The organism is Glutamicibacter sp. GQ173, from assembly GCF_059759215.1.
Genome location: NZ_JCAXDT010000009.1, coordinates 12,399 through 35,391, shown reverse-complemented (window position 1 = coordinate 35,391; position 22,993 = coordinate 12,399). Strand labels below are relative to the sequence as shown.

The 22,993-nt window shown below is 58.0% G+C and carries 21 protein-coding genes; 8 read left to right on the top strand and 13 right to left on the bottom strand.

Annotated features, from left to right (window positions below; translation table 11 throughout):
- Nucleotides 1-28 precede the first annotated feature (28 nt).
- Nucleotides 29-1,318: a M20 family metallo-hydrolase gene (locus AC6CHO_RS14385; protein ID WP_498215944.1), complete on the top strand. Its 1,290-nt coding sequence runs from the start codon at nucleotides 29-31 to the stop codon at nucleotides 1,316-1,318.
- Nucleotides 1,315-2,781, top strand: coding sequence for an amidase (locus tag AC6CHO_RS14380; RefSeq protein WP_498215942.1), 1,467 nt, complete (start codon nucleotides 1,315-1,317; stop codon nucleotides 2,779-2,781). Before AC6CHO_RS14385 ends, AC6CHO_RS14380 begins: the two co-directional genes overlap by 4 nt.
- Nucleotides 2,782-2,837: 56 nt before the next feature.
- Here AC6CHO_RS14380 and AC6CHO_RS14375 read toward each other — a convergent pair whose 3' ends face one another.
- The 4 genes from AC6CHO_RS14375 to AC6CHO_RS14360 all read right to left on the bottom strand — a co-directional run bounded on the left by AC6CHO_RS14375 (nucleotide 2,838) and on the right by AC6CHO_RS14360 (nucleotide 7,000).
- Nucleotides 2,838-4,010 (bottom strand): ABC transporter permease, encoded by a 1,173-nt coding sequence (locus AC6CHO_RS14375; RefSeq protein ID WP_498215940.1) that lies wholly within the window; start codon nucleotides 4,008-4,010, stop codon nucleotides 2,838-2,840.
- Entirely contained in the window at nucleotides 4,007-4,888 is an 882-nt protein-coding gene (locus AC6CHO_RS14370) for an ABC transporter ATP-binding protein (protein WP_498215938.1), read from the bottom strand. The genes AC6CHO_RS14375 and AC6CHO_RS14370 overlap by 4 nt, the downstream gene beginning before the upstream one ends.
- 79 nt (nucleotides 4,889-4,967) lie before the next feature.
- The gene (locus tag AC6CHO_RS14365) at nucleotides 4,968-5,633 is read right to left on the bottom strand and encodes a response regulator (protein ID WP_498215936.1); all 666 of its coding nucleotides are present in this window, start codon (nucleotides 5,631-5,633) and stop codon (nucleotides 4,968-4,970) included.
- Nucleotides 5,630-7,000 (bottom strand): sensor histidine kinase, encoded by a 1,371-nt coding sequence (locus AC6CHO_RS14360; RefSeq protein WP_498215935.1) that lies wholly within the window; start codon nucleotides 6,998-7,000, stop codon nucleotides 5,630-5,632. The genes AC6CHO_RS14365 and AC6CHO_RS14360 overlap by 4 nt, the downstream gene beginning before the upstream one ends.
- Nucleotides 7,001-7,149: 149 nt before the next feature.
- On the opposite strand from AC6CHO_RS14360, the gene AC6CHO_RS14355 reads away from it, so the two are divergent.
- Entirely contained in the window at nucleotides 7,150-7,701 is a 552-nt protein-coding gene (locus AC6CHO_RS14355; protein ID WP_498215933.1) for an acyl-CoA thioesterase, read from the top strand.
- Nucleotides 7,702-7,704: 3 nt separating this feature from the next.
- Here the strand turns inward: AC6CHO_RS14355 and AC6CHO_RS14350 are convergent, their stop codons facing one another.
- Together AC6CHO_RS14350 and AC6CHO_RS14345 are read right to left on the bottom strand one after the other, a co-directional pair.
- Nucleotides 7,705-8,316, bottom strand: a complete 612-nt coding sequence (locus AC6CHO_RS14350) for a phosphoribosylanthranilate isomerase (RefSeq protein WP_498215931.1) — start codon at nucleotides 8,314-8,316, stop codon at nucleotides 7,705-7,707.
- Nucleotides 8,313-9,299 (bottom strand): acyl-CoA thioesterase, encoded by a 987-nt coding sequence (locus AC6CHO_RS14345; RefSeq protein ID WP_498215929.1) that lies wholly within the window; start codon nucleotides 9,297-9,299, stop codon nucleotides 8,313-8,315. The genes AC6CHO_RS14350 and AC6CHO_RS14345 overlap by 4 nt, the downstream gene beginning before the upstream one ends.
- 89 nt (nucleotides 9,300-9,388) lie before the next feature.
- Here AC6CHO_RS14345 and AC6CHO_RS14340 point away from each other — a divergent pair, with 89 nt between their 5' ends.
- From AC6CHO_RS14340 to AC6CHO_RS14330, 3 genes are read left to right on the top strand one after another with little or no spacing between them, the layout of a single operon-like run.
- Nucleotides 9,389-11,131, top strand: a complete 1,743-nt coding sequence (locus tag AC6CHO_RS14340; protein ID WP_498215927.1) for an ABC transporter ATP-binding protein/permease — start codon at nucleotides 9,389-9,391, stop codon at nucleotides 11,129-11,131.
- Nucleotides 11,128-12,888 carry an amino acid ABC transporter ATP-binding/permease protein gene (locus AC6CHO_RS14335; RefSeq protein WP_498215925.1) on the top strand — a complete coding sequence of 587 codons (1,761 nt, stop codon included), beginning with the start codon at nucleotides 11,128-11,130 and terminating at the stop codon, nucleotides 12,886-12,888. The genes AC6CHO_RS14340 and AC6CHO_RS14335 overlap by 4 nt, the downstream gene beginning before the upstream one ends.
- Before the next feature lie 39 nt (nucleotides 12,889-12,927).
- On the top strand, nucleotides 12,928-14,694 hold the full coding sequence (locus AC6CHO_RS14330) for an FMN-binding glutamate synthase family protein (RefSeq protein WP_498215923.1): 1,767 nt from the start codon (nucleotides 12,928-12,930) through the stop codon (nucleotides 14,692-14,694).
- Here the strand turns inward: AC6CHO_RS14330 and AC6CHO_RS14325 are convergent.
- The 4 genes from AC6CHO_RS14325 to AC6CHO_RS14310 all read right to left on the bottom strand — a co-directional run bounded on the left by AC6CHO_RS14325 (nucleotide 14,691) and on the right by AC6CHO_RS14310 (nucleotide 17,634).
- Nucleotides 14,691-15,755, bottom strand: coding sequence for an enoyl-CoA hydratase/isomerase family protein (locus AC6CHO_RS14325; protein WP_498215921.1), 1,065 nt, complete (start codon nucleotides 15,753-15,755; stop codon nucleotides 14,691-14,693). The two genes, AC6CHO_RS14330 and AC6CHO_RS14325, sit on opposite strands and share 4 nt — an antisense overlap.
- 55 nt (nucleotides 15,756-15,810) lie before the next feature.
- The gene (locus AC6CHO_RS14320) at nucleotides 15,811-16,716 is read right to left on the bottom strand and encodes a LysR family transcriptional regulator (protein WP_060702501.1); all 906 of its coding nucleotides are present in this window, start codon (nucleotides 16,714-16,716) and stop codon (nucleotides 15,811-15,813) included.
- Between the two features lie 46 nt (nucleotides 16,717-16,762).
- Nucleotides 16,763-17,023 carry a hypothetical protein gene (locus AC6CHO_RS14315; protein ID WP_444662236.1) on the bottom strand — a complete coding sequence of 87 codons (261 nt, stop codon included), beginning with the start codon at nucleotides 17,021-17,023 and terminating at the stop codon, nucleotides 16,763-16,765.
- Nucleotides 17,024-17,160: 137 nt separating this feature from the next.
- A complete protein-coding gene (locus AC6CHO_RS14310; RefSeq protein ID WP_171920380.1) occupies nucleotides 17,161-17,634 on the bottom strand; it encodes an Lrp/AsnC family transcriptional regulator in 474 nt (157 codons plus the stop codon).
- Nucleotides 17,635-17,878: 244 nt separating this feature from the next.
- Here AC6CHO_RS14310 and AC6CHO_RS14305 point away from each other — a divergent pair, with 244 nt between their 5' ends.
- Complete coding sequence (locus AC6CHO_RS14305) at nucleotides 17,879-19,117, top strand: MFS transporter (RefSeq protein ID WP_498215918.1); 1,239 nt, start codon at nucleotides 17,879-17,881, stop codon at nucleotides 19,115-19,117.
- Between the two features lie 51 nt (nucleotides 19,118-19,168).
- On the opposite strand, the gene AC6CHO_RS14300 is transcribed toward AC6CHO_RS14305, so the two are convergent.
- From AC6CHO_RS14300 to AC6CHO_RS14290, 3 genes are all read right to left on the bottom strand, one after another.
- Nucleotides 19,169-20,161: an LLM class flavin-dependent oxidoreductase gene (locus AC6CHO_RS14300; RefSeq protein ID WP_498215916.1), complete on the bottom strand. Its 993-nt coding sequence runs from the start codon at nucleotides 20,159-20,161 to the stop codon at nucleotides 19,169-19,171.
- Between the two features lie 125 nt (nucleotides 20,162-20,286).
- Nucleotides 20,287-20,490, bottom strand: a complete 204-nt coding sequence (locus AC6CHO_RS14295) for a cold-shock protein (protein ID WP_028268826.1) — start codon at nucleotides 20,488-20,490, stop codon at nucleotides 20,287-20,289.
- A 294-nt stretch (nucleotides 20,491-20,784) separates the two neighbouring features.
- A complete protein-coding gene (locus AC6CHO_RS14290; RefSeq protein WP_498215914.1) occupies nucleotides 20,785-22,302 on the bottom strand; it encodes an MFS transporter in 1,518 nt (505 codons plus the stop codon).
- 130 nt (nucleotides 22,303-22,432) lie between these two features.
- On the opposite strand from AC6CHO_RS14290, the gene AC6CHO_RS14285 reads away from it, so the two are divergent.
- Nucleotides 22,433-22,990 (top strand): TetR/AcrR family transcriptional regulator, encoded by a 558-nt coding sequence (locus AC6CHO_RS14285; protein WP_498215912.1) that lies wholly within the window; start codon nucleotides 22,433-22,435, stop codon nucleotides 22,988-22,990.
- Nucleotides 22,991-22,993 lie beyond the last annotated feature (3 nt).

Below are 22,993 nucleotides of genomic sequence, written 5' to 3'. Positions count from 1 at the left end.
CCACGCCGAGCTTTTTCCCTGAAAGGAAATGACCTTGAATCAAGGATTTCTCACCGACTTCCACCATGTTGCAGAATTCGGGGCAACGGATCACAACGGAGTCGATAGGCAAGCCGCAACCCCGGAAGACAGGTTGAGCCGCGACTGGTTCGCTAAGTTCGCAAAGAACGAAGGGTGGGAGCTACGAGTCGACAGCATCGGGAACATGTTCGCCCTCATCGAATCCAACCCGGGTGCGCCATACGTTCTTCTCGGGTCCCACTTGGATTCGCAACCGCTGGGCGGACGATTCGATGGCGCCTACGGTGTTATCGCCGGATTACATGCAGCCAAGAACATCAAACGACGTCTGGATGATGAAGGGCTGGTTCCAGAGTTCAATTTGGGTGTTGTGAACTGGTTCAACGAGGAAGGCGGACGATTTGCCCCCTCAATCATGGGATCCTCTGTCTTCGTCGGATCAATGGATGAAGCAGAAATGCTCAAAGTGAAAGACCTTGAAGGCACCACTGTTGCGCAAGCGCTGGAATCAATTGGGTATCTTGGGAAGGGCCAGCGGCCGGAGGTCGCGGGCTACGCGGAAATACACATCGAGCAAGGACGAATCCTTGAACGCGAGCAGATCAATATCGGCGCCGTAGATTATTCGTGGCATACGCAAAAGCTGGATATTGAAGTCCTCGGCGAGCAGTCACACACCGGAGCGACAGCTATGGCAGATCGGCACGACGCTCTTGTCGCTGCCAGCAAAGTCATTCTCAAAGTTCACGATGTTGCTGCGAATTTTTCTGAGGGAAGCATCGTATCTTCAGTGGGGCGCATGACGCTTGAACCGAACTCACCGATAGTTGTTGCCCGTAGAGTTCACCTCGTAGCCGACCTACGAGCGGAAACCAAGCATGATGTCCTTGAAGCCAGACGCATCTTGATCGAGCAAATTGCCGCTATTGGCGAAGAACATGAAATCAGGATCAACGTTCAGGACTTCGACGTCAGGGAGATCCAGTACTACCCGGTGGAAGGCCTGGAACTCGCAGAAAAATCGGCCGCAAATCTGGGAAAAAGCGTTCGCAGGATTCGGACCATGGCTGGCCATGATTCAGTGGCAATGAATCGGATTGTGCCTACCGTCATGTTGTTCATTCCTTCCATCGACGGCGTGAGCCACTGTGAACGTGAATTCTCGACGGACGAAGATATGCTTCATGGTTTGGATGTCTTGACCGACGTTGGCTGGGAGATGAGCTTCGGTGCATTGAAGGAAAACGCCTTGCAGGAGCGCAGCAAGGATGAATATGCACAGGGCGTGACAGCATGAATGAACCGTTAGCACTTCTTTCCGCTACTGAGCAATTACTCGCTTTCCGCGAGGGGTCTATTACCCCGACGGAGGTGCTAGAAGACCAACTGGAAAATTGCGCAGCTGATATTGCCTTGGCCGACGACCGAGTTAACGCGTTGACCGAAATTTTCTGGGATGATTCCAGAGCGCAAGCCAAAGCAGCGACTGAAAGCTACGCGAGAGCGCGCTTGACAGGTGACTTTGGCGATTTGCCGCCGTTGCTTGGCCTGAGCGTTGCGGCCAAGGAAAAACACGCAGTCAAAGGGAAGTCCTTGTCCCTAGGGCTGCTGTCCCATCAAGATGTCGTTTCGGATACTGACCATCCCATTATCGAACGGTTGCGGGCCGCTGGGGCAATAATTCATGCGCGAACCACGAGCCCGGAATTCAGTTGCGCTACGGTCACTCACTCACCGATGTGGGGAGTCACCCGTAATCCGTGGAATCGCCAAACTTCACCAGGCGGTTCATCCGGAGGCGCTGGTGCGTCATTGGCAGCTGGCTTCACTACTCTTGCAACGGCTTCGGATATCGCTGGCTCAACGAGAATTCCAGCGGCATTTACAGGAACAGTCGGGTATAAGGCTCCTTATGGACGTATTCCGGGCGTTGGTGAGCTCGCGTCAGACCGCTATCGTGGCGATGGACCGATGGGGCGTACCGTAGCTGATGTCATGCTGATGGCTGCCACGATAAGCGGAACGCATGCCGCGGATGCCAACTCCTGGGGCCCATCTGGAATTCCTATTGAGGTTGGCGAGCTCCAAACTTCGCAGTTGCGCATCGGCTTCAGTTGCAATTTAGGTGATTACCCAGTAGCTGAATCCGTGCTAGCTGCTTTTGACGAACTGGTTGAGAACCTCAAGAACTCCGGTTTCAATCTGCTCGAAGTTCAACTGCCATGGTCTACTGGGCAAATACGCGAAACTACATTTGCCCACTTTGGGCATATTCTTGCCCCGGCGATGGTTGAAGCGATCGGTAATTCCAGCAAGCCCCGTGCCGCCTACACAGATCAGTTCATCAGCGATGCTCTGGACCAGGCACGTTCGGTACCGCTATTGGAATCCTTGCGGAAAGATGCTCTTCTCAACTCGCAGCTCTCTACGGCCATGAGCGAAGTCGACATTCTGCTTTGCCCGACAAACGCAGTTGATTATCTATCGGCGGAGGGGAACTACCTTCATGGCCTTGACATGTCTGGAAAACATCTGGCGCACTATTGGGAGGGGCACATGACCAGCCCATTCAATGTGGCTAATCATCGGCCAGTCTTGAATATTCCGTGCGGAATTGGCCGCGGCAACGTTCCGGTTGGCGTCCAAATTGTTGGACAGCCGTGGAACGAGAAGACGGTTTTTGGAGCGGCATTGCTTTTGGAGCGGCTAATCGGGTTCCGAACGAATACGAGGTACCCAGAATTGGCTAATTTTGGGTAGGCTCTCGTTCCCGCTGTTCTGAAGCGGTCTGGGCTCCGGCAATAAATCTTGTGGTTCTAGACTTCCAGCTTCATTGCCTTGCGCAGAGTCAGGGAACCACCGGTGTGCATCACTGCCCGGCGATAGATTTTCTCTGCAAAGAGCAATACTGCCCAGCAGGTGGCCAAGAGGATGACCAATGAAAGGATTGGCTCCCACAGGGCAACCTCGCCGGATAACAACCGGATGGGCATGGCTACGGAGGAGGCGATAGGAACGTAGGAGGCCGCAACCAAGAAGCCGTCCTTGGCGTACAGACCGATGAACAGCACCGCAATGAGAACGGTGACCACTGGGCCACTGGATTGCTGCAGGTCTTCGGTTCTCGTTGCCAACGATCCAAGTGCGGCCCAGATGCCGGCCAAGACCAGGAATCCGCCAAAGAAGAAGACCACAAACCATCCGGCAACCTGGGAAACAACACCGAGGAACGGGATCTCCAAGGGCGACAGATACGCCGCCAACAGCCCAACGCTGAGGAAGACCAAGAGCTGGATCATCGCCAGAATGACATTTCCAACGATTTTTCCGGCCAACAATTGGCGTAGCTGGATGGTGCTGGCAAGGATCTCCACCACGCGGTTCTGTTTCTCTTCGATCACGGAGTTGGCGATAGGCATGCCGAAGAGCAACGCGGCCATGTAGAAAAGGAAGGAAAAGAGGAATCCCATGGCCTTGACCATTGAATTGCGGCCGGCATCACCTTGAAGCTGGGACACCTTCAAGGCATCTGCAGAAGGCAGGCTCGCAGCATTCAGCCCTGCGGATGAAAGGACCTGCTCAGTAAGCATAGTGTCGACACCGTCGGCAACCAATTGGCGAAGCTGGTCATCAACTTCGTCAAAGCCGGTCAGCGAATAGGCTTGCCCATCATTGCGGCTGGACAGCATCGCGTCGAGGTCGCCATCGCTAAGTTGTTGCCGTGCTTCTTGTTCGGTGAATTGGGCAATACGCAGCGAGACATCGTCCGGTTTGTCTTTCTGGACTTGGGTGAGCACTTGATAGCTGGACTCGTCGGTAGCTGTTACCGAGAATTCTGTACCACGGCTGCCGAGAACGCTGGAGACGACAATCGATCCGATGATGATTACCAATGTGCCGATGGTGGTGATAACGAAAGCTTTGTCGCGTAATTTCGTTTCGACTTCTCGCAGGGTGACGATCAGCCATGCCGGGGTAGCGGATTTCATCGGATGATCTCCCTGTAGATGTCGGCCAATGAAGGACGATAGATGGAGAACTCGGCTACGGGACCGCGCTCCATGGCTCGTGCGAGTATTCGTTGTGCCGTGGTTTCGGAATTAAAATTGACCAAGGCGTCCGGCCCGGAAATGTCGAGCACGCTGACACCTGGTTCGTTGCGCAGCCAGCCTGCATCGGAACCCAAAGAAATGCGGTGGCGTGAGGCCTGCGAAGCACGTAGGTCATCGGCTGAAGAATCAGCCAGAATCTTCCCATTCTGTATGATCACCAAGTGGTCCACTAATACGTCCAGCAAATCCAGCTGATGCGATGAGAAGAGAACGGGAACGCCGCGCGAAGCGTAGTCGCGCAGAATTGAACTCATGGCATCCACGGCGATGGGATCAAGCCCGCTGAAGGGCTCATCCAGAATCAGGACATCAGGCTCATGCAAGAGCGATGCCGCTACCTGAACCCTTTGTTGATTGCCCAATGACAGCGACTCCAGCTTGGCCTTGGCCCGGTTCTCCAGGCCGAACCGCGACAAGAGCTCCATCGCGCGCGAACGGGCGGTGGTTCTTCCTAATCCGTGCAGCTGTCCTAGGTACACGAGTTGATCTATAACAGGCTGTTTGGGATACAGCCCTCGCTCTTCGGGCATGTATCCGAAATTCGGTCGTGTATCCGAGGACAGTTCTATGCCGTTGAGGGTGACTGTGCCCGTATTGGCCGCCAGCAATCCCATGATGATGCGCATGCTGGTGGTTTTGCCGGCTCCGTTGGCGCCAACGAATCCTGTTAGGGCACCGCCGGGTACGGTGAAGCTGACATCTTCTAGTACCTGGTGGTCGGAGAATGATCGTGAGACGTTGTGCAACTCAAGCATGATTTCCTCTGCCGAATAATCTTTGTATTCATCAGCTTAGGAAAAGAGCCAGGCTGAGTGATCAATCTGAAGGCTCAAACTATTGGATGAGTCCAGCACGGTACGCAAACAGAACTCCTTGAACACGATCGCGCAGGTGGAGCTTGGCTAGAAGATTAGACAGATGCGTCTTGACCGTGGCTTCGGACAGCGACAGCGTGGCGGCTATTTCCTGATTGTTTTTGCCCTTGGCCAGTTCGCCGAGAACCTGAAGTTCTCGTTCGGTAAGTTCCTTCAACCGTCCAGACTCAGGATTTGAAGATTGTTCGGCCGCGTCGAGGGCCTTGGGTGTTCGCCCTTTGATGAGCTTCAAAGTGACTTCGGGGGAGAGCAGCCCGTTGCCGGCTGCCACCTGATGCACTGCATTGATGAGCATCTCGGGCTCACTATTCTTCAACAGGAATCCGCTGGCTCCGGCATCCATGGCATCGAATAGATAATCGTCGCGATTGAAGGTCGTCAGAACGATGACCTTGGTGTCAGTATGGCCAATGATCTTGGTTGTAGCCTCGATGCCGTCCATCTGCGGCATTTGAATATCCATCAGTGCCAGAGCCGGATTCATCGACTGGATCATCTTTACACCTGCTACGCCATTATTGGCAGTGCCCACCACTTCGATGTGATCGTCTGTTTCCAGTATGAGTTTGAGGGACGAGACGATCAACGGCTGATCATCGCAAATCACTACTGAAATCTTGCTCATGACATCATCCTTGAATCTGTTTGAGTGACAACTCGTAGTCTTGCCCGGGTGCGCCAGCCGCGCGGAATACGCGGTCCGATTTCTACCAGCCCGTGGTGCAAGTTCGCTCGTTCCCTGATGCCTCGCAATCCGAATCCACTGCCAGGCGAATCTGGCCGCGGGCGCCCATCATCGGTCACTTCGACTTCAACCCACATGCCTTCTTTATCCGATCCTGAACGCACAGACAGTGTGGCCGTATGCGCCGTGGAATGGCGACGCACGTTAGCCAGCGCTTCACCGCTGATGCGATAGAGAGCAAGTGAGAGGCCAGCAGGCAAGCTATCAACGAAACCGGCTTCATGTTCATCGCGTGAAAGAACTACTGTCAATCCGTGAAGCTTGTTGGCTGTCACCAGCTCTTCAATACGAGCCATGGAGGGTTCCGGGGTCCGGATTCCGTCTGCGGATTCTGGAGCGGCTTCATTTATGTCGTTTTCACGCAGCACCCCGAGCAATGAGCGAGTTTCTTGCACCGCGCTACGTGCGGAGGTTTCGATGCCACGCATGAGCTCCAGGGATTTGTCGGGATCTCGGTCGTGAACGAGGCGCGCGGCCGAGGCTTGTACGCCCACCGAAGCGATGTGATGGGCGATGACATCGTGCAGTTCGCGGGCGATGCGGAGCCGCTCCTCGTTGACTGCTCGATCAGCTAATTGCTGTGCCTGGTCTGCTATGCGTTGGGCTTGTTCCTTGACGATTTCGTTGGAGTAGGCATTGGACCAGCTGATCAAGCCGAGAAAAATTGCGCCACCGAAGTACATCAGATTCATGAGGAAGCTGTAGAGGGAATAGGCGATGTCCACTGGCAAAAGTCCCGCGGGATCATCGACCATTCTCATCCCGGTTGCCGCGAAGAGATCAGAGGTGAAGAGCGAAACGATAATCCACACAGCCATGGCCAGAAGCACGACCGTCATCGATATCCACAACGCCCGCCGATTCTTTGCCCACGTCACTGCTGTGTAAATCCCCAAGAAGTAGGCAAGTTGGGCGCAGAGCTGCATGCCGACCGTATAGGTTTCCGAGGTGCCGCTGGCAATGAAGGCGACGGAACTGAAGAGCATCATTGGAATGGGCCAACGTCGGCGGAACATGAGGGGAAGAATCAACGCAGCCAAGATGAGGAAGGCGAGCGGCCGCTGAACTGCATCCTGCTTTTCGGTCAATGACAGGACAAGCTCTTGCATCAGCAACGCAAAAAGCAGGAAGGCCAGTGCGAGTACCGCATCCCTGCGCAACCCTTTGGGCTCCGGTGCCGGGCGCTCCCAGTCGGCCGGCGGCAAAGAGGAAAGGCGTCGGTGCAATATATCGGGAAGTCTGCGCATCGAAATCCTAGGCGGAGTTAAACAGATCTAGCACTTTGACCCTACCGTGTTGCCCCGCTGCAGGCATGATCCGCAAGACTTACGCCAATGGACGAGGGGAATGCGCCAGTGGGCTAGGCAGAAATGTTACCCAACGGTAATGTGATGGTATGCATATGATCTTCCGAATCCTCATGGTCTTTTTGAAGAGCAAAAAAGCCACCAGACTCTCCATATTCGACACCAGCTCGGTGAATATGCGAGCCACCCTGACCGACATCGACTTCGCCGGCCATATTAATAACGGGATGTACTTCTCGATCTTCGACCTGGGCCGGTTTGATTTGATGTTCCGCTCCGGCGTCTGGGACATCATGCGCAAGAACAAATGGACCCCGGTGGTGCAGACCGAAACTATCACCTTCCGCAAATCGGTGCGCCTGGGCGCCAAATTCTCTCAAGAGACTCGACTGCTGGGGCTGGACGACAAGTGCATCTACTTTGAACAGCGCATCGTCGTCAACGGCGAGATCTATGCCCGCGCGTATATCGCCACCCGCATGACCTCTAAAAAGGGCGCCGTTTCGAATGAAGAGATCTTGGCTGCGGTGGGACTCGAAGTTCCTGAAGATCGCGTGGTGCCGGAGTGGATTCACCAGTGGCGCGAGCAGGGCGCCCTGCCAGGTTCGCGCAAGCCTGCCCCGCACAACTGGATCAATTGAAACCTAGGCTCCCTTGGCGGCGTCGATAAACTGGGCAATCAGCGCAGGATCTTTGACACCTCGTGAGGATTCAACCCCCGAGGAGACATCGGCTCCTGTAGCCTCGGAGAGCGCCAAAGCCTCGACGACGTTCTGCGGATTCAGCCCGCCAGCCACCAGCCAGCGGCGACCGGCTGCCAATTCACGAACCGCAGCATAATCCCAGCTCTTGCCGCTGCCGGGAACCGAGGCATCAATGAGCAAGAGGTCCTCGCCCCAATCGGCGAACTCCTCTGCGACTGCATCGCGGCGGACTGCTCGGATGACCTTGAAACCCACAGCATGGGCAAGATTCACATCTTCGGCAGAACGCTGGCCATGCAGCTGGACCCAGCCTACCTTAGCTTCCGTGGCCCGTTGGAGCACCGTTGGCAGATCCTCCGTGTGGAACACTGCAACGGTGGCGATGCCTTCTGGGACCAGGAAAGCTAGCTGTGCGGCCTGTTGCGCAGTCACCTCTCGGGCGCTCGTCGTGAGCACGAAGCCAATAGCATCGGCGCCGTGCTGGACCGCGACCTGGACATCCTGAGCGGTGGAAAGACCGCAAACTTTTACGAAGGGCAAGCGATCACTCACGAGGCGCTCGATTCCACGAGGTGGACCGGGGTATACCCGCCAGGAGCATTGGCCCTGATGGCCATCAGTTCACGGGCGTGATCCCACAAACGCTGGTCCTCGGCGCTGACCGGAACCCATGGCTTCACCGGTACCGCGGTGCCGGTCTCGTCGCGAGTCACCATCACGGTCAGGCAGTAGGTGGTCAGGTTCATTTCCCGGGTCTTGGGGTCGCCCGAACGCACATGGACAGCGATATGCATGCCCTTATTGCCGGTATAGACCAAGCGCGCTTCCACTTCCACCAAGTGCCCGATGAGCAACGGGCGGTAGAAGCGAATTCCACCGGAGAAGACGGCGACCGTCTCCTGATGGCAGTACCGCGCGGCACACAGTTCGGCGGCCTCGTCGATCCACTTCATCACCATGCCACCGTGCACCTTGCCGCCCCAGTTCACATCGGTAGGCGAAGCCATGAAACGCAGGGTCACGCGTTCAGCGGTGCCTTCATCGGTGTACTGCTGGTCCTTCATCGAGGCAACAATTTGTTCACGGATATCGATGCGCGCCAAAGCGTTCTCGCGCAGTTCGATTTCCCGCGGCGTTCCAGGCATGAAGCCGGGAACCGGAGTTGGCTTGCCGTCGTCACCGACGGCAACAAAAATCACCAGGCAGTTGCTGGATGCCACCGGGCGCAATTCACGAGGGTCTTGGAAGGACACTTCGGTATGGATATGCATGGAGCTGCTACCGGTATAAACCACCGATGCGGTGACTTCCACCAGGTCGCCCGAATGGATAGGGTCTGCAAAATGTATGTTGCCCACGTACGCGGTAACGCAATAGCTGGAAGACCAACCCACGGCGGCCGCATAGGCTGCCTTGTCAACCCATTCAAGAACGGTGCCTGCAGGAACGATCCCGGTGACATCTACGTCAGTCGGGGCCGCGAGGAATCGCAGGGTGACGGAATGGGGGCGCTGTTTCAGCTCCGAAGTGCTCATGCCTTACAGTTTCGCCTACTTTCCGCGCCACCGGCAATGTGTGACAAGCGCTCCGCAAGGCAGGACCGGATCTGTCCTAGGATAGTGATGTGCGTAGGGTCTTTGGAATTTTTTCGGCAGCAACTGCAATCGTGGTGGCGCTCAGCCTCATTGCCGCCGCTGGAACCGCGGGGTTTGTGGTCCTGCTGGGCCAGGGATTTGACCGGCTGCACACCGGCTCATCATTAGACGCCCAATGGTATATCGGCGTGGCCGGTGAACTGCTGGCTTTGCTTATCGCAACCTTCTTGATCCCCGTCGTGATCTCCCATGACAGCCAAGCACTGACTAGCTTTCAACGTTCCAAATTGCTCAAGCACTACCTCTCCATTGGCCCTTTGGCCGTACGCCGTGTCGGCGAAGGGGAGCTGGTGCACGCAGCCATGGATTCGGTGGAACGATCGGTGAAGTATCGTTCGAGTTTCATCGGGCCAGCCAGTGCCGCCGTGGCCACCCCGGTATTGATCCTGATGTTCATCGCGTTCTTTGTCGACCCGCTCAGCGCGATACTCCTCGTGATTCCCACAGCCTTGGTTCCGGTGATCGTACTTGGTTTTCAACGTCGCTTCGGTTCAGCCAACGGACAATACCGCAGGGCCCAAGGCATCCTCTCAGCCACTTTCTTGGATGCGCTGCGCTCATTGAACATGCTCAAACTCAACGGTGGCAGTTCCTGGATGGGCAAGGCCATTAACACGGCCACCGAGCAGGTGCGCCAACAGGTCATGAAATTGCTGGCCCGAAACCAGCTGATCCTCCTGGTCATTGATTCCAGTTTTGCCGTGCTGTTATTGGCCAGCGCCTCGCTGCTGGCGTGGTGGCGTGCGGGCAGCGGGGCCATCCCGCCGGGATCTGCCGTAGCACTCGTCATCCTGAGCTACCTGATGTTGGCTCCGGTGAACTATGTAGGCAGCTTCTTCTACGTCGGGATGACCGGGAAAGCTGCGGAGAAAAAGCTGGCCGAAATTGAAGACATTTCAATGCATCCGTCCATGGCCAACCCGCTGCGGGTGAACCTCGCTGGCAACGGATTATTCATTGAACATCTGTGCGCCAGCTATAGCGGCAGCGACCTTGCCTTGGACGACATCAATCTGCGATTCCCCGCAGGTTCCCGCACAGCTGTCATTGGGGCGTCGGGCAGCGGCAAGAGCACTTTGATCCGCGTGCTCCAAGGGCAACTCGAATCCACCTCGGGGACAATCCATGATGGGCGCCAGCCCATGGGACCAGCCACTCTCAAGGCCAACAGTGCCGTCGTTGAACAACAGGCCACGCTCTTTGGCGTGAGCCTGCGCGAAAACCTGCACCTGGCAGCCCCGGCCGCCACGGACAGCCAGCTGCTCGCTGCCATCAAGCAGGTTGGAATGGATACCTGGCTCGCAGCACAACCGCAGGGCCTCGACCAGCAGCTTGGCGAGGGTGGCGCCCGGCTCTCCGGAGGGCAAGCCCAGCGCCTGTCTCTGGCCCGAGCATTGCTAGCCGACCGGCCGATTCTGCTGCTTGATGAACCCACCAGCGCACTGGACGTGCACAGCGAAGCCGGCATCATCCAGACTCTGCGTGAACTGGACCCATCCACCACGATCATCACCGTCACCCATCGTTTGGGATTACTGGCCGATTATGACCATGTGGTGGTCATGGACCACGGACGAGTGATTCAAGCAGGCCCGCGCCAAGAGCTCCTTGTGCGAGAAGGGTATCTCAAGGACGCCATTCAAAATCTGAACCAGCGCACCGCAAGGTTGCAATCCAGCGGCCTGAATCCAATTGAGGAGGGGCAAGCATGAATAGCGACAGGAAGCACACGGCTGCCACCATCTTCTGGCTGATTGGAACCACCAAAGATCTGCTGGCGCCACTGGCGCTGGCCAGCATCTTCTCCTGCCTGACCAGGTTGATTTCACTTGGCATCTATGTCCTGGCCGGCGCTGGGGTGGTCAAAATCCTCGACTTGCAGGATCTCGTGGCGTTGCAGTTCCTGGACTCGGGATGGATGGCTGGACTCATCATTATTCTGGGCCTGGCCAAAGGCGTACTGCGCTATTTGGAACAATATGTCGGCCACCGGGTTGCGTTCCTCTCCCTGGCACGCCTGCGCCGCCGAATGTATGCCGCCTTCGAACACCAAGCACCCTTTAGCGCAGCCACCAAGAATTCTGGAAGCCTCCTAGCGCGAGCCACGAGCGATATCGACAAGGTCGAAGTATTCTTTGCCCACACACTGCCGCCCGCGGTGTCAGCGGTAGTGGTCAGTGCCGTAGCCACGTGGGCAACATGGACCCAGTTTGGAGAGCAGCCAGCGCTGATTGTGCTTGGCGCATACCTGCTCATTGGTGTCATTATCCCCGTCTTTGGCGTGCGCACCCTGCGTTCTGATGCAACTATCATCGCCGAGGCCCGCGGTGTGCAAAACCAGCTACTCGCCGAATCCCTGGCCGGTGTAGAGGTTCTCCATGGCTTCCACGCTGGCAACAAGACCATGCAACGGCTACGCGACAGCACCAGCGAAGCGGGCACCGCTGCGCTGAGCACGGGAAAGATCACGGCTGTCCGAGCTGCCCTGACCCAGATGATCATGTGGGGCACCCTGCTTGCGCTGTTCATTGTCCTTGGCACCCAGGGGCAACTGGGTGTGCTGGTGATTCTGTCTTGTGCACTCGTCCCTTCATTCGAAGCAGTCCGCGCCGTAGATGGATTCATCCTCGGGTTGCAGGATTCGCTGGCAAGCGCTCGCCGGCTGCACGCCACAGCTACCCGCAAGCCAGCGGTCACCGGCCCTGCACGCCCCGAGGCGTTGCCGGAAACCGGTGAGCTATTAATCCAGGGGCTCGGGATCAGCTACGGTTCGAGCAGCGTGGTGCAGGGTGTAGATCTGGCTTTGCGCCCCGGCGAAGCTGTGGCTCTGGTTGGTGCCAGCGGTTCAGGAAAATCTTCAGTCGCCTCAGCACTGGTGCGTGCACTGGAATACACCGGCACCATCAGCTTTGGCGGTGTCGACATCACCGCGACGAGCCTTGAAGAACTGCGCAGCAGGGTCATCCTCGTCTCACAGGAGGCGCTGACCGTGCGCGGCACCGTGCGCGATAACCTGTTGTTGGGCATGAAGGAGATCAACGACGACCAGCTGCTGGCAGTGCTGGAAGAATTGGGCCTGGGGACTTGGCTAGCCCAGCAAAAGTCTGGTCTCGACACTCGGCTCGGTGACCGCGGCGCACGAGTATCGGGCGGGCAACGCCAGCGCTTGGCGCTTGCCCGCGCGCTGATCCGCGAACCAGCTGTCCTGATCCTGGACGAATCGACCAGCGCGCTGGATGCCGCCACCGAGCAACGTGTGCTGGAGGCAGTTGAACGCCGCCGCCAACATGGAATGGCCGTGGTGATGATCAGCCACCGCCTCGCCACGGTCGGGCAGGCACAGCAGATCGTGGTCCTCGATGAAGGCGTTGTTGCCGAACGCGGCAATGCCGCCGAACTGCTGGCCCAAGAAGATTCGCTCTTCTCCCAGATGGCCATTCGCGAGGTGGACCGGATCTTGCCGGGCTAAATGCCTGACAAGGGCGCACTGGACTACTAGGCTCGCATCATGATGCGAAGTGTGGTTCTCCTGTTCCTCGGCGTGCTCGCTACCGGGTTTGTCGTCACCGCGATCTTGGCCAGTACTTCTGGCGGCTGGGTCTGGTGGATCGTGGTGGCTCTGACCGGACTGCTGGTTCTGCTGGGGGTTCATGACCTTGTGCAGAAAAAGCATGCAATTCTGCGCAACTTCCCGATTGTCGGGCATGCACGTTATCTCTTCGAATTCATCCGCCCGGAAATCCAGCAGTACTTCATCGAACGAAACACCGATGGCAAGCCCTTTGACCGCGACACCCGTTCCCTGGTCTACGCGCGGGCCAAGGGCGCCGACAGCCACAAGGCCTTTGGCACCGAACGCAATGTGAATGCCGTGGGCCACGAATACCTGTTGCACTCTGCCGCTCCGGTGGCACCGCCAACCAGCCAATTTCGCGTCAAGGTCGGCTCCAGCCAATGTACCCAGCCCTATGAGATTTCACTGATGAATATCTCCTCCATGAGCTTTGGCTCATTGTCGGCCAACGCCGTCCTGGCAATGAACAAGGGCGCAGAAATGGGCGAGTTCGTCCACGAAACAGGTGAAGGCGGACTGACCAAATACCACCTGGAATACGGGGCGGATCTGTTCTGGGAAATCGGTTCAGGCTACTTTGGCTGCCGCACACCGGAAGGCCGATTCAATCCCGAGACGTTCGCCGCGAAAGCCCAACACGAGAACGTCAAAGGCATCACCATCAAGCTATCCCAGGGGGCCAAGCCGGGGTTGGGTGGCGTGTTGCCGGCTGCCAAGGTCACCTCGGAAATCTCCGAAGCCCGGGATGTTCCCATGGGCGTGGACTGCATCTCGCCGGCGAGCCATGCAGAATTCTCCACCCCGCGCGAACTGATGCACTTTGTTGCACGGCTGCGCGAGCTCAGCGGCGGAAAACCAGTGGGAATCAAATTCTGCGTTGGTTCCCGAACCGACGTGATGGCCATCTGCAAAGGCATGCTGGAGACCGGGATTCTTGTTGACTTCATTACTGTGGACGGTGCTGAAGGCGGTACCGGAGCGGCGCCGCTGGAGTATGAAGACCATGTGGGGGCACCCCTGACCGAGGGATTGATGCTGGTGCACAATACCTTGGTGGGTGCCGGATTGCGCGATGAAATCCGAGTGGCCGCAGCCGGCAAGGTTGCCAATGGGTCCGACATCATCAAAAGGCTCATCCAGGGCGCGGATTTCACGTTCTCGGCGCGCTCCATGATGATGGCCACCGGATGCATCCAAGCGCAGCAATGCCACACGAACCATTGCCCGGTAGGCGTCGCTACCCAGAACAAGCGGCTGATGCGTGCCTTGGATGTCGAGGACAAGGGGCACCGAGTCTACAACTACCACCGCTTGACGGTGACCGAATGCGCGCAAATCATGGCGTCCATGGGACTGAGCAGCCCAACCCAGCTGAATACGAGAATGCTCCGTCGACGCGTGAACCTGCAGTCCACACGCTCCTACGCCACGCTCTTCCACTGGCTGCGCCCCGGTGAACTACTGGAGAACGCCCCAGGATCGTGGAAAGAGGATTGGGAAGAAGCCGATGCCGACCACTTCGGCGAGCACGCGCCACTGCACTTTGAAGTGCCCCAGGGCGTCGGCATCGAACCGGCCACGGTGCGCGAACCCCAAGATGCCGTCAGCGCACCACGCGTCGAGCCCAAGGATTCTGCCAAGGTCCGCCCGGTGCATGCAGATGTCACCCGTCCCGAAGGCAAGCCCGGAGCCGATAGCTAGGCCTGCGAGCCTTCGGCCAGCAACCGCAATCCGCGGTGATCGACTTCGCTCATGACGGCAGGTGACCAGCGCGGGTTGCGGTCCTTGTCGATCACCTGGGCACGGATGCCCTCGGCAAGATCGGGCTGATGCATCAGATGGCGGGCCATGCGCAATTCCCGGTCGAGCGCCGAGCGGAGGTCTTGCTCGGCGCGCGCCTGGCGCACCGTGTAGAACGCCGAGCTCACGCTGGAGGGCGAGTTGGCCAAGAGCAATCCGGTTGCCTGCCGTGCTGCCGGGTGCACCATCTGCTCCAGCCGTTCGAGCACCTCTTGCGGGCTATCGGCGCTGAAGGCGTGATCCACCCAGCCCTGGCTCAGTTCCAAGGCATGGGATTCCGGGGCGCCATGCAGTACCTCGATGGCCGAGATGATTTCTGCGGCGGACAGCCCCACCAGCTCATCGAGCTCGTCCAGGATATTTTCCGCGAAGGAATCGGTGACCACGACATCAGCAAACCCGAGGTAGACCGCATCGGCGCCGGTAAAGGAGGCTGCGCTCATGGCGAAGTACTCGCCAAAATGCCCGGGAGCGTTAGCCAGCAAATGTGTTCCACCCACATCGGGGGTATAACCGATTTTCGCTTCTGGCATGCCCATGGTGGCGCTGGAAGTCGCCAAGCGCACCGGTGCATGGGAAGCCAGGCCCACACCGCCGCCCATGGTGATGCCGTGAGCCAAGCTGATCAGTGGTTTGGGATAGCTGGAGATCAGGTAATCCAGATCGAATTCCATGGACAGCAGGTCGATGAATTCCTGATGGCTTCCGGTGGTGATGGCGCGATGGAAATCGGCAATATCCCCGCCGGCGCAGAAGGCCCGTTCGCCGCGACCGGTCAGCAGGACCAGGGAAATCGAGGAATCCTCGGCCCATGCAGCCAGCACGCGGGTCAGTTCGGCGAGCATCTGCAGGGTCAGCGCGTTCAGCTTGGCCGGCCGATCCAGCTCGATGTGGCCGATGGGGCCATAGACGCGGGAAATAACATTCGTTGCCGTGTCGGCGGGCGCGCGACGAGATTCCACGGTTGACTCCTCGTAGATGATCGGGCACCTGTGGTGCCGGCGGAACGGGCGAGAACTACTGGGCCAGGATTTGGGCTAGGCGGTCCAGGACCAGTGCGACTTTCGGCTTTTTCGAATTTTCTGGCTTCAACGCAAAGATGGAACGCGCCAGGCGGATTTCCGGGGCGTCGACAATGCGGATTCCCTGGGGGGCATTGGCCATGGCCAGGTCTGGGACCAGTGCCGCACCGAGTCCCGAGGAGACCAGGCTTAGCGAGGCGTTGAAGTCATCACAGTAGGCTGCCACCTGGGGATGGATGTTGTACGAGGAGAACAGCCGGGAAATCAATGTCGCATCCGAGGTGCCCGGGTGGTGGAAGATCCACGGCCACTCTGCCAGCTGGTCTACGGTGAGCTGGGAGTCGTCGGCAATGGGCCATGAAGCGGGGATCACCACGCGGAACTGGTCATCACCCAGCCAGGTGCGTTCCAGCGAGGCCGGCCAGGACAGCCCGCCAGGCCCTACCTGGAAAATCAGGGCCAGATCGAGATCGCCACCGGTGCCCAGGCCGGCGACGGTCTGCTGCGGTTCGCCGATCCACAAGCGCAGGTTGACGCCCAGGGAGGCCCAATCGGGGGCTTTGAGAATCTGCGGCAGCGCATAGGTTGCCAGCGAAGGGAAGATGCCCAGCTTGATTTCCTCAAGGTCCGTGGCATCGGTAGAGATCGTGGCGACATCGGCCATGAGTGCGTCAAGGTCGGTCAGCACGCGCTTTGCGTGGCGGACCATGCGCATGGCTCCCGGGGTGGGGGTGATTGAACGTGCACCGCGGACGAACAAGGTAGTCCCGGTGCTGCGTTCCAGCGCTGTCATCTGCTGGGATACAGCGCTGGCCGTGTAGCCGAGGCGTGTCGCGGCCGTGGCAAAGGAACGATGCGCGACTACTTCAAGCAGGGTGCGCAGGTGAACTGGATTAATCACTTCTAAAGTCTATGGCCTTTAGCCCAAGATTTGCTTAGCCGCGACGCTAGTCTTCGTCCTCTGGTTCAAACCGCTCGTCTTCACCGTCTTCCGAATCATCGCTGGGGAATTCATTATCCAGATCTTCTTCGGTTTCCAGATCGTCATCATAGAGGTATTGGCGCTGCGCCAGCGGGTCATGATTGCGCATGGTCTCTGGCATGTCGCTGGAGCCCTCGTAGGCCTGTGAATCACGGCCGTCATCTGGCTCATAGATGTCGTTGCCGAATTCCGGCGCGAACTCTGTCGGTTCAAATTCCCTGCTCATGACGTACTCCTTCGCTGATACGAGGGATCCGCCAGGAAGTCGGGGGGATTCTCCTCGTGACTTCTCGTAGCACCAGCGTAGGACCGTAAAACCCGAAACGAAAGTCTTGTTTTATCAGTCAGAGAGTGAATGACTTATTAATGATCGTGTTCGGAATAGTGCTCCAGCAGCGGAGAGGCGCGATAGGCCAAATGAGTGTGCAACGCGAAGGTGGTTTCCGAACGGGTGACGCCTTTGATGCGCAAAATTTGACGCAGTGCAGACTGCAGCTGGTGGGTGTCGGTGGCGATCAGCCGGACCCAGGCATCGCCACGCCCCGAGGTCTCGTGGATTTCCAGGACATTGGGGATCTGCCGCAGCGCGGTGATCACCGTATCGAGGTCCCGATGATTAACTTCCAAGGTGACAAAGGCGAGTACGTCATAACCCAGCTTGGCGAGGTCGATGTCCCGTCCGCCATCACGCAGAATTTCCGAACGCTGCAGGCGGCGCAACCTTGACTGTGCGGTGTTGCGGGCAATGCCAACCTCATCAGCTAGTTCAGAGATCTGGATGCGAGGATCCTTGATGAGGGCGAGAAGTACTTTGAGGTCTACGTCGTCTAATCGCACTATATGCTCACTCCAGGCGCTCTCGAAGGCCACTATTTTGACCAAACTGCTCAAATTCTAGCAAGAATTCACTCGGCTTGCTTTGAAAGCAGAGATATTAGTGAAAGAACGATCTGTTGCAGTAGACAAACTCAAGCAGAACGCTCAACTCACCGGTGGGGCAGCGAGTGGCTCCACCGGTAAAAAACTTTTCAGGAGGATCCTGGACGCCGAGGCCTCAGCTAATTTGATACCGGGAGTGAACGTGTCAGTTATCAGCGAACTGCGCATGCAGCCCATGCGACACCGCACCCTATCCTGGAATCCCGGATTAACCACACGGCTGGTCATCACGGTAGCGGTCAGTTTCCTGCTGTTGGTGGGAGCCAACCTCGCCACCCCGCTGTATCCGGCACTGCAGGCAGAACTGCACCTTGGCGCGATGGGAACGACCATCGCTTTCGCCAGCTACGTCTGCTCGCTGATGTTCTTCTTGTGCACCGTGGGCCACTGGTCCGATCACATCGGCCGCCGTGCCGCCCTGGTGATCGCAGTGCTCGTATCCCTTGCCGGAACCTTCGTCTTCGGTTCGGCTTCCAGCCTTCTCGAGCTGTGCATCGGTCGCGGACTGCAAGGAGCCGGTGTGGCCCTGGCAACTGGTGCCAGTGCCGCCGCGCTGCGCGAGCTGCTGCCATCTAAGCCTGAGTGGGCATCGCGCTTCACCCTGCTGGCTTCTTCCGGCGGCGTGGCCTTCGGCCCGGTTCTGGGCGGCTTGCTGGCTGACCTTCCTGGTGGGCGCAGCACCGTGTTCATGCTCCAGGCGGTGCTCCTAGTGCTGGTGATGATTCCGCTGAGCACACTCCAGGCCCGACCGGCAATCGCCATGGCTGAACGCGGCCAGCGCGGCAAGGCGCTGGCGCCGCGGCGCTTGGGCATTCCCAGCACCGCGCGTTCTCAATTCTGGCTGGCCGCTATGGTGGGCTTCTTGAGCTTCGCAATCTTCGGATTTGTGCTCTCGCTCGCTCCGGGATACTTTGCGCAAGCCTTTGACCTGGATGGGCTGTGGATCATCGGGCTAATTGCCGGGCTGCCTTTGGGCGTCTCGGCGCTCTCGCAAGTGGTGGTGCGTGGCGGCGCAAAACTATTGCCCGCAGGTTTGGGCCTGATGGCAGTATCAACCGTCTTGCTCGCGGTAGCCGCTGAACACAAACTGTTGTTCCTCGCATTGCTGGCCTTGGTGATTCTTGGATTAGGCCAGGGAATGAGCTTCCGAACGGCCTTTGGCCGGGCAGTCGATGCCGTTAGCGACCGGCAACACGCCCAGACGGTGTCGACCATTTACCTGGTGACCTACCTTGGCAGCGCAGTTCCCGTGATTGCCCTGGGGTGGGCTGTGGGAGTCTTCGGCCAAGAAGCCAGCATTCTGGTTTTCGCTATGTGCTGCTCGGTGCTGGCTGCCGGCTTGGGATTGTGGGCTATCGCCTCACAGCGCACCAAAAACTAGCCTTAAAACACTGTGTCCCGGCAAATTGCCGGGACATAGTGCTTTAACGACCTACTTGGCTGCGGCCAACGCACTGGCTTCAGCCGTGATCATGACCGAGTCCAGCCGGTCTTGCTCTTCAGTGGGGTAATGGATGGTAATCAGTTCATCTGCCTGAGCGGCTGTGGCGAAGTGCTGAAGGTAGTCTGCCACCTGCTCGCCGGTGCCCACCGCCGTGTATCGCATCATGTCGAGGATTTGCTCCGCCTGGGGAGTGTCCATGAGCATATCTACTTCTGCTTCAGTGAAGTCTTTCTTGGCATTGCGGCCCAGGAAGCTGGCCACGCGGTGACGCTTGGCAACGTTCAGCACTTCATGGGCCTTCTCGGCGGTTTCCGCTGCGGCTACACCGACCCCAGCGATGACGTAAGGCTCGGCCAGCTGGGCCGACGGGGTGAACTCCTCGCGGTAGACGCGGATCGCTTCATGCAGGGCTGTAGGAGCGAAGTGGGAGGCGAAGGAGTAGGGCAGGCCCAGCTGGGCAGCGAGCTTTGCGCCAAATAGCGAGGATCCCAGGATGTACAGGGGGACGTTGGTTCCTGCGCCCGGGGTTGCCTGCACCGTGGGAATGCGCGACTCGCCAGCCAGGTAGGCCTGGAGCTCCAGAACATCATGGGGGAAGGAATCGGCGGCCGAAGGTTCGCGGCGCAGTGCGCGCAACGTGGTCATGTCGGTGCCCGGCGCGCGCCCCAGGCCCAAATCGATGCGATCCCCGTAGATGGAGGCCAAGGTGCCGAATTGTTCAGCAATCACCAAAGGAGAATGGTTGGGCAGCATGACGCCACCTGAACCCAGCCGAATGGTTTCTGTGTGATGGGCTACGTGGCTGATGACCAGCGAGGTGGCGCTGGAGGCGATGGTTGGCATGTTGTGGTGCTCGGCATACCAGACGCGTTCATAGCCATGGCGTTCAGCAGTTTGCGCCAGGCGGACGGAGGACTTGAAAGAGTCGGAAATACTTTGCCCGGGAGCGACCGGGGCAAGATCCAGAATAGAAAGCTTCACATTTAATGTAACCAGCGTGTGCAATAAAGTATTCCGGGAAGTGACTGCCTCAATTTAAAAAAGATGGTCACCCACAGCGCGGGTGACCATCATTTGAAAAGTCAGGCGTTAGCCAAAGACCTTCTTTAGAGAGCGCGGATGTCTGCAGCCTGCAGACCCTTTGGACCCTCTACAACTTCAAACTCGACCTTCTGGCCTTCGTCCAGGGTGCGGAAGCCCTGAGTCTGGATGGCGGTGAAGTGAGCGAAGACATCTGGGTCTCCGCTGTCTGGAGCGATGAAGCCGAAGCCCTTTTCAGCGTTGAACCACTTTACGATTCCGGTTGCCATATTACTTTTTGGTCCTTTCAGACGTTCCTCGCCAGTTTTATTGGCGAGCTTGGTTGTAATCTACGCAAGTGCTGCAGCCCGTGGAGGACAGCTATTCTTGCGAAGCAGCCAAGTCATTCACTTCACGTCTAGAAGGGGGCTCGCGTCAACCGAGGTGGTTCGACATTCACATACTTCTAACGGGTACTTCGCGAATTACTTTGGAACTACTCTGCCTAGCCTACGTGTTTGCCGTCAACAATTGAATAACTTTGAACCAATTAATCAAAAATTTGGTTAAGTGGTTCGTTGAGTTCACCGAATTGCCGGTTTGATGACGCGCAATACGAGAACTGCAGCCACCAATGACAACAGGCTGGCGATACTCGAGGTGAGTAATACACCGTGGTCGAAGGCCTGCGCGGCAGACTCAATGAGCGCTTGCGCGTCGCTGCCATTCAGGGACGAAGCCACCTGATGCGCCCCGCCGAGTGTTTCGCCGGCCAGTTCGGTTTGCTCCGGCGTCAGCGAACCGGGTACGAGCAGCTTCGAGGAATACACGGAATTCAAGATCGTGCCCAGCACTGCCACGCCCAAGACCGAACCGATCTCATACGCCGTCTCCGAAATTGCTGATGCGGCCCCAGCCTTGGACTCAGGAACAGCAGCCAAGGTCATGTCGTTGGACAGCGTCTCTGTCATGCCGATGCCGGTTCCCAGCAGCGCGAACGCCACCATGAGCAGGACGGCGTTGGAGCCTTCGCCAGCCACCATGACCAGCAAATAGGCAATGGCCGAGAAAACCAGGCCCACAGCCATGATGTTCGGCGATCCGAAGCGGCGGGAGAGGGCGACGGCGACCAGCCCGAAGAGCATGGTGAGCACCAGCCCCGGAGTCATCCACAGCCCGGCTTCAATCGGGCTCAGACCGGCGATCAGCTGCAGGTGCTGGGAGACGAAGTAAATGAAACCGACCAGCGAGAATACTCCGATGAGGTTAACCATCAAGGCCCCGGAAAAAGGAGCATTCTTGAACAGGCGCACGTCGAGCATCGGAGATTCTTGCTTCAGCTGGCGGCGCACAAAGGCCACACCGCAAATTACAGACACGCCCACCGCAGCCACCAGGACAAACCATGGCGCGGTGGTGAAGGACTTAATAGCGTAGGTGAAGGGCAACAGGGCGAAAATGATCAACACAATTGACAGCGGATCAACGCGTCCCGGATTCGGGTCCTTGGATTCAGGTACCAGCATCAGGCCTCCGATCAGCAATGGCAATAGCATTGGCACGGCCATCAGGAAGACGGATCCCCACCAGAAGTGCTCCAGCAGCAGGCCGCCGACAATCGGGCCTAGGACCGCGCCACCGGAGAATGCCGCCGCCCAAACCGCGACGGCAGCACGGCGTTCGGTGGCGTCCGGGAAGATGGTGCGGATCAGCGACAGGGTTGCCGGCATGAGCATTGCACCAAAGATGCCGAGCAGTGCGCGGGCTGCGACCAGCTGTTCGGCATTGGTGGCAAAGGCCGCGACGGCCGAGACCAGGGCGAATCCTGTGGCGCCAATCAATAGCAGCCGGCGCCGGCCGATGCGGTCGCCAAATGAACCCATTGGAACCAAAAGGCCAGCCAGGACCAGAGGATAAATATCGATGATCCACAGCAGCTGGTTGCCGCTGGGGGAGAGCGCGGCGGTAATGGCGGGTACTGCGAATGACAGGACGGTGTTGTCCACGGAAATGAGCAGGACCGGGAAGATGAGAACAGCTAACGCCGCCCAGCGGCGCGGCTTGCTGAGAACCGTGGCGCGTTCGGAGATGTTTGAGCTCATGGCTTTCACCCTTTGGGGTTTCGTGATTGGACGGTGGAGATGACCACTCCCGTTAACTATACCGTCCGGACGGTATAGTTACAATTGGCGATAAGGTTAAATCGCTCACCACTTAAAAGAACGGAGAACCATGGCCCGCCCACCAGCTGCCCGCGGCAAAGTGCTGGACGCCTATATTGCGCTGCTATGCGAAGAAGGGGAGCGCGCGGCGACGCTGGATGCCACCGCGGCTCGTGCCGGAGTTTCCAAAGGAGGCCTGCTCTACCACTTCGCTTCCAAAGATGCACTGGCTGAAGCCGTTATCGAAGAGACTGAAGTGCATATAGCGCGAGACGTGGAAGCCATGAGCAGCGCGGAGGAAGGAGGGGCCGCCTACTTCATCCGTACGAGCGCGGAAGTGGACACGGAACTAGACCGTCATCTGGTCGCCCTGCACCGATTGGCTCAGGCAGGAGTCGTGAATGCCACAGAGAAAATTGAAAGCACCAACGAGCGCTGGTACCGGGGCATTCTCGATGACGTCGGCAGCAAGGACCTGGCTCATTTGGTCATGCTCACCGGTGAAGGGCTCTATGCTGAACTCTCGCTTCCGGGCACGTGGTATCAGCGTAATTTTGATGGTGAGCTCGATCGGTTACTACAGTTGGTCTCAACACTAAAAAAGTTGGGAAATCTCAACGAACACTGAGCA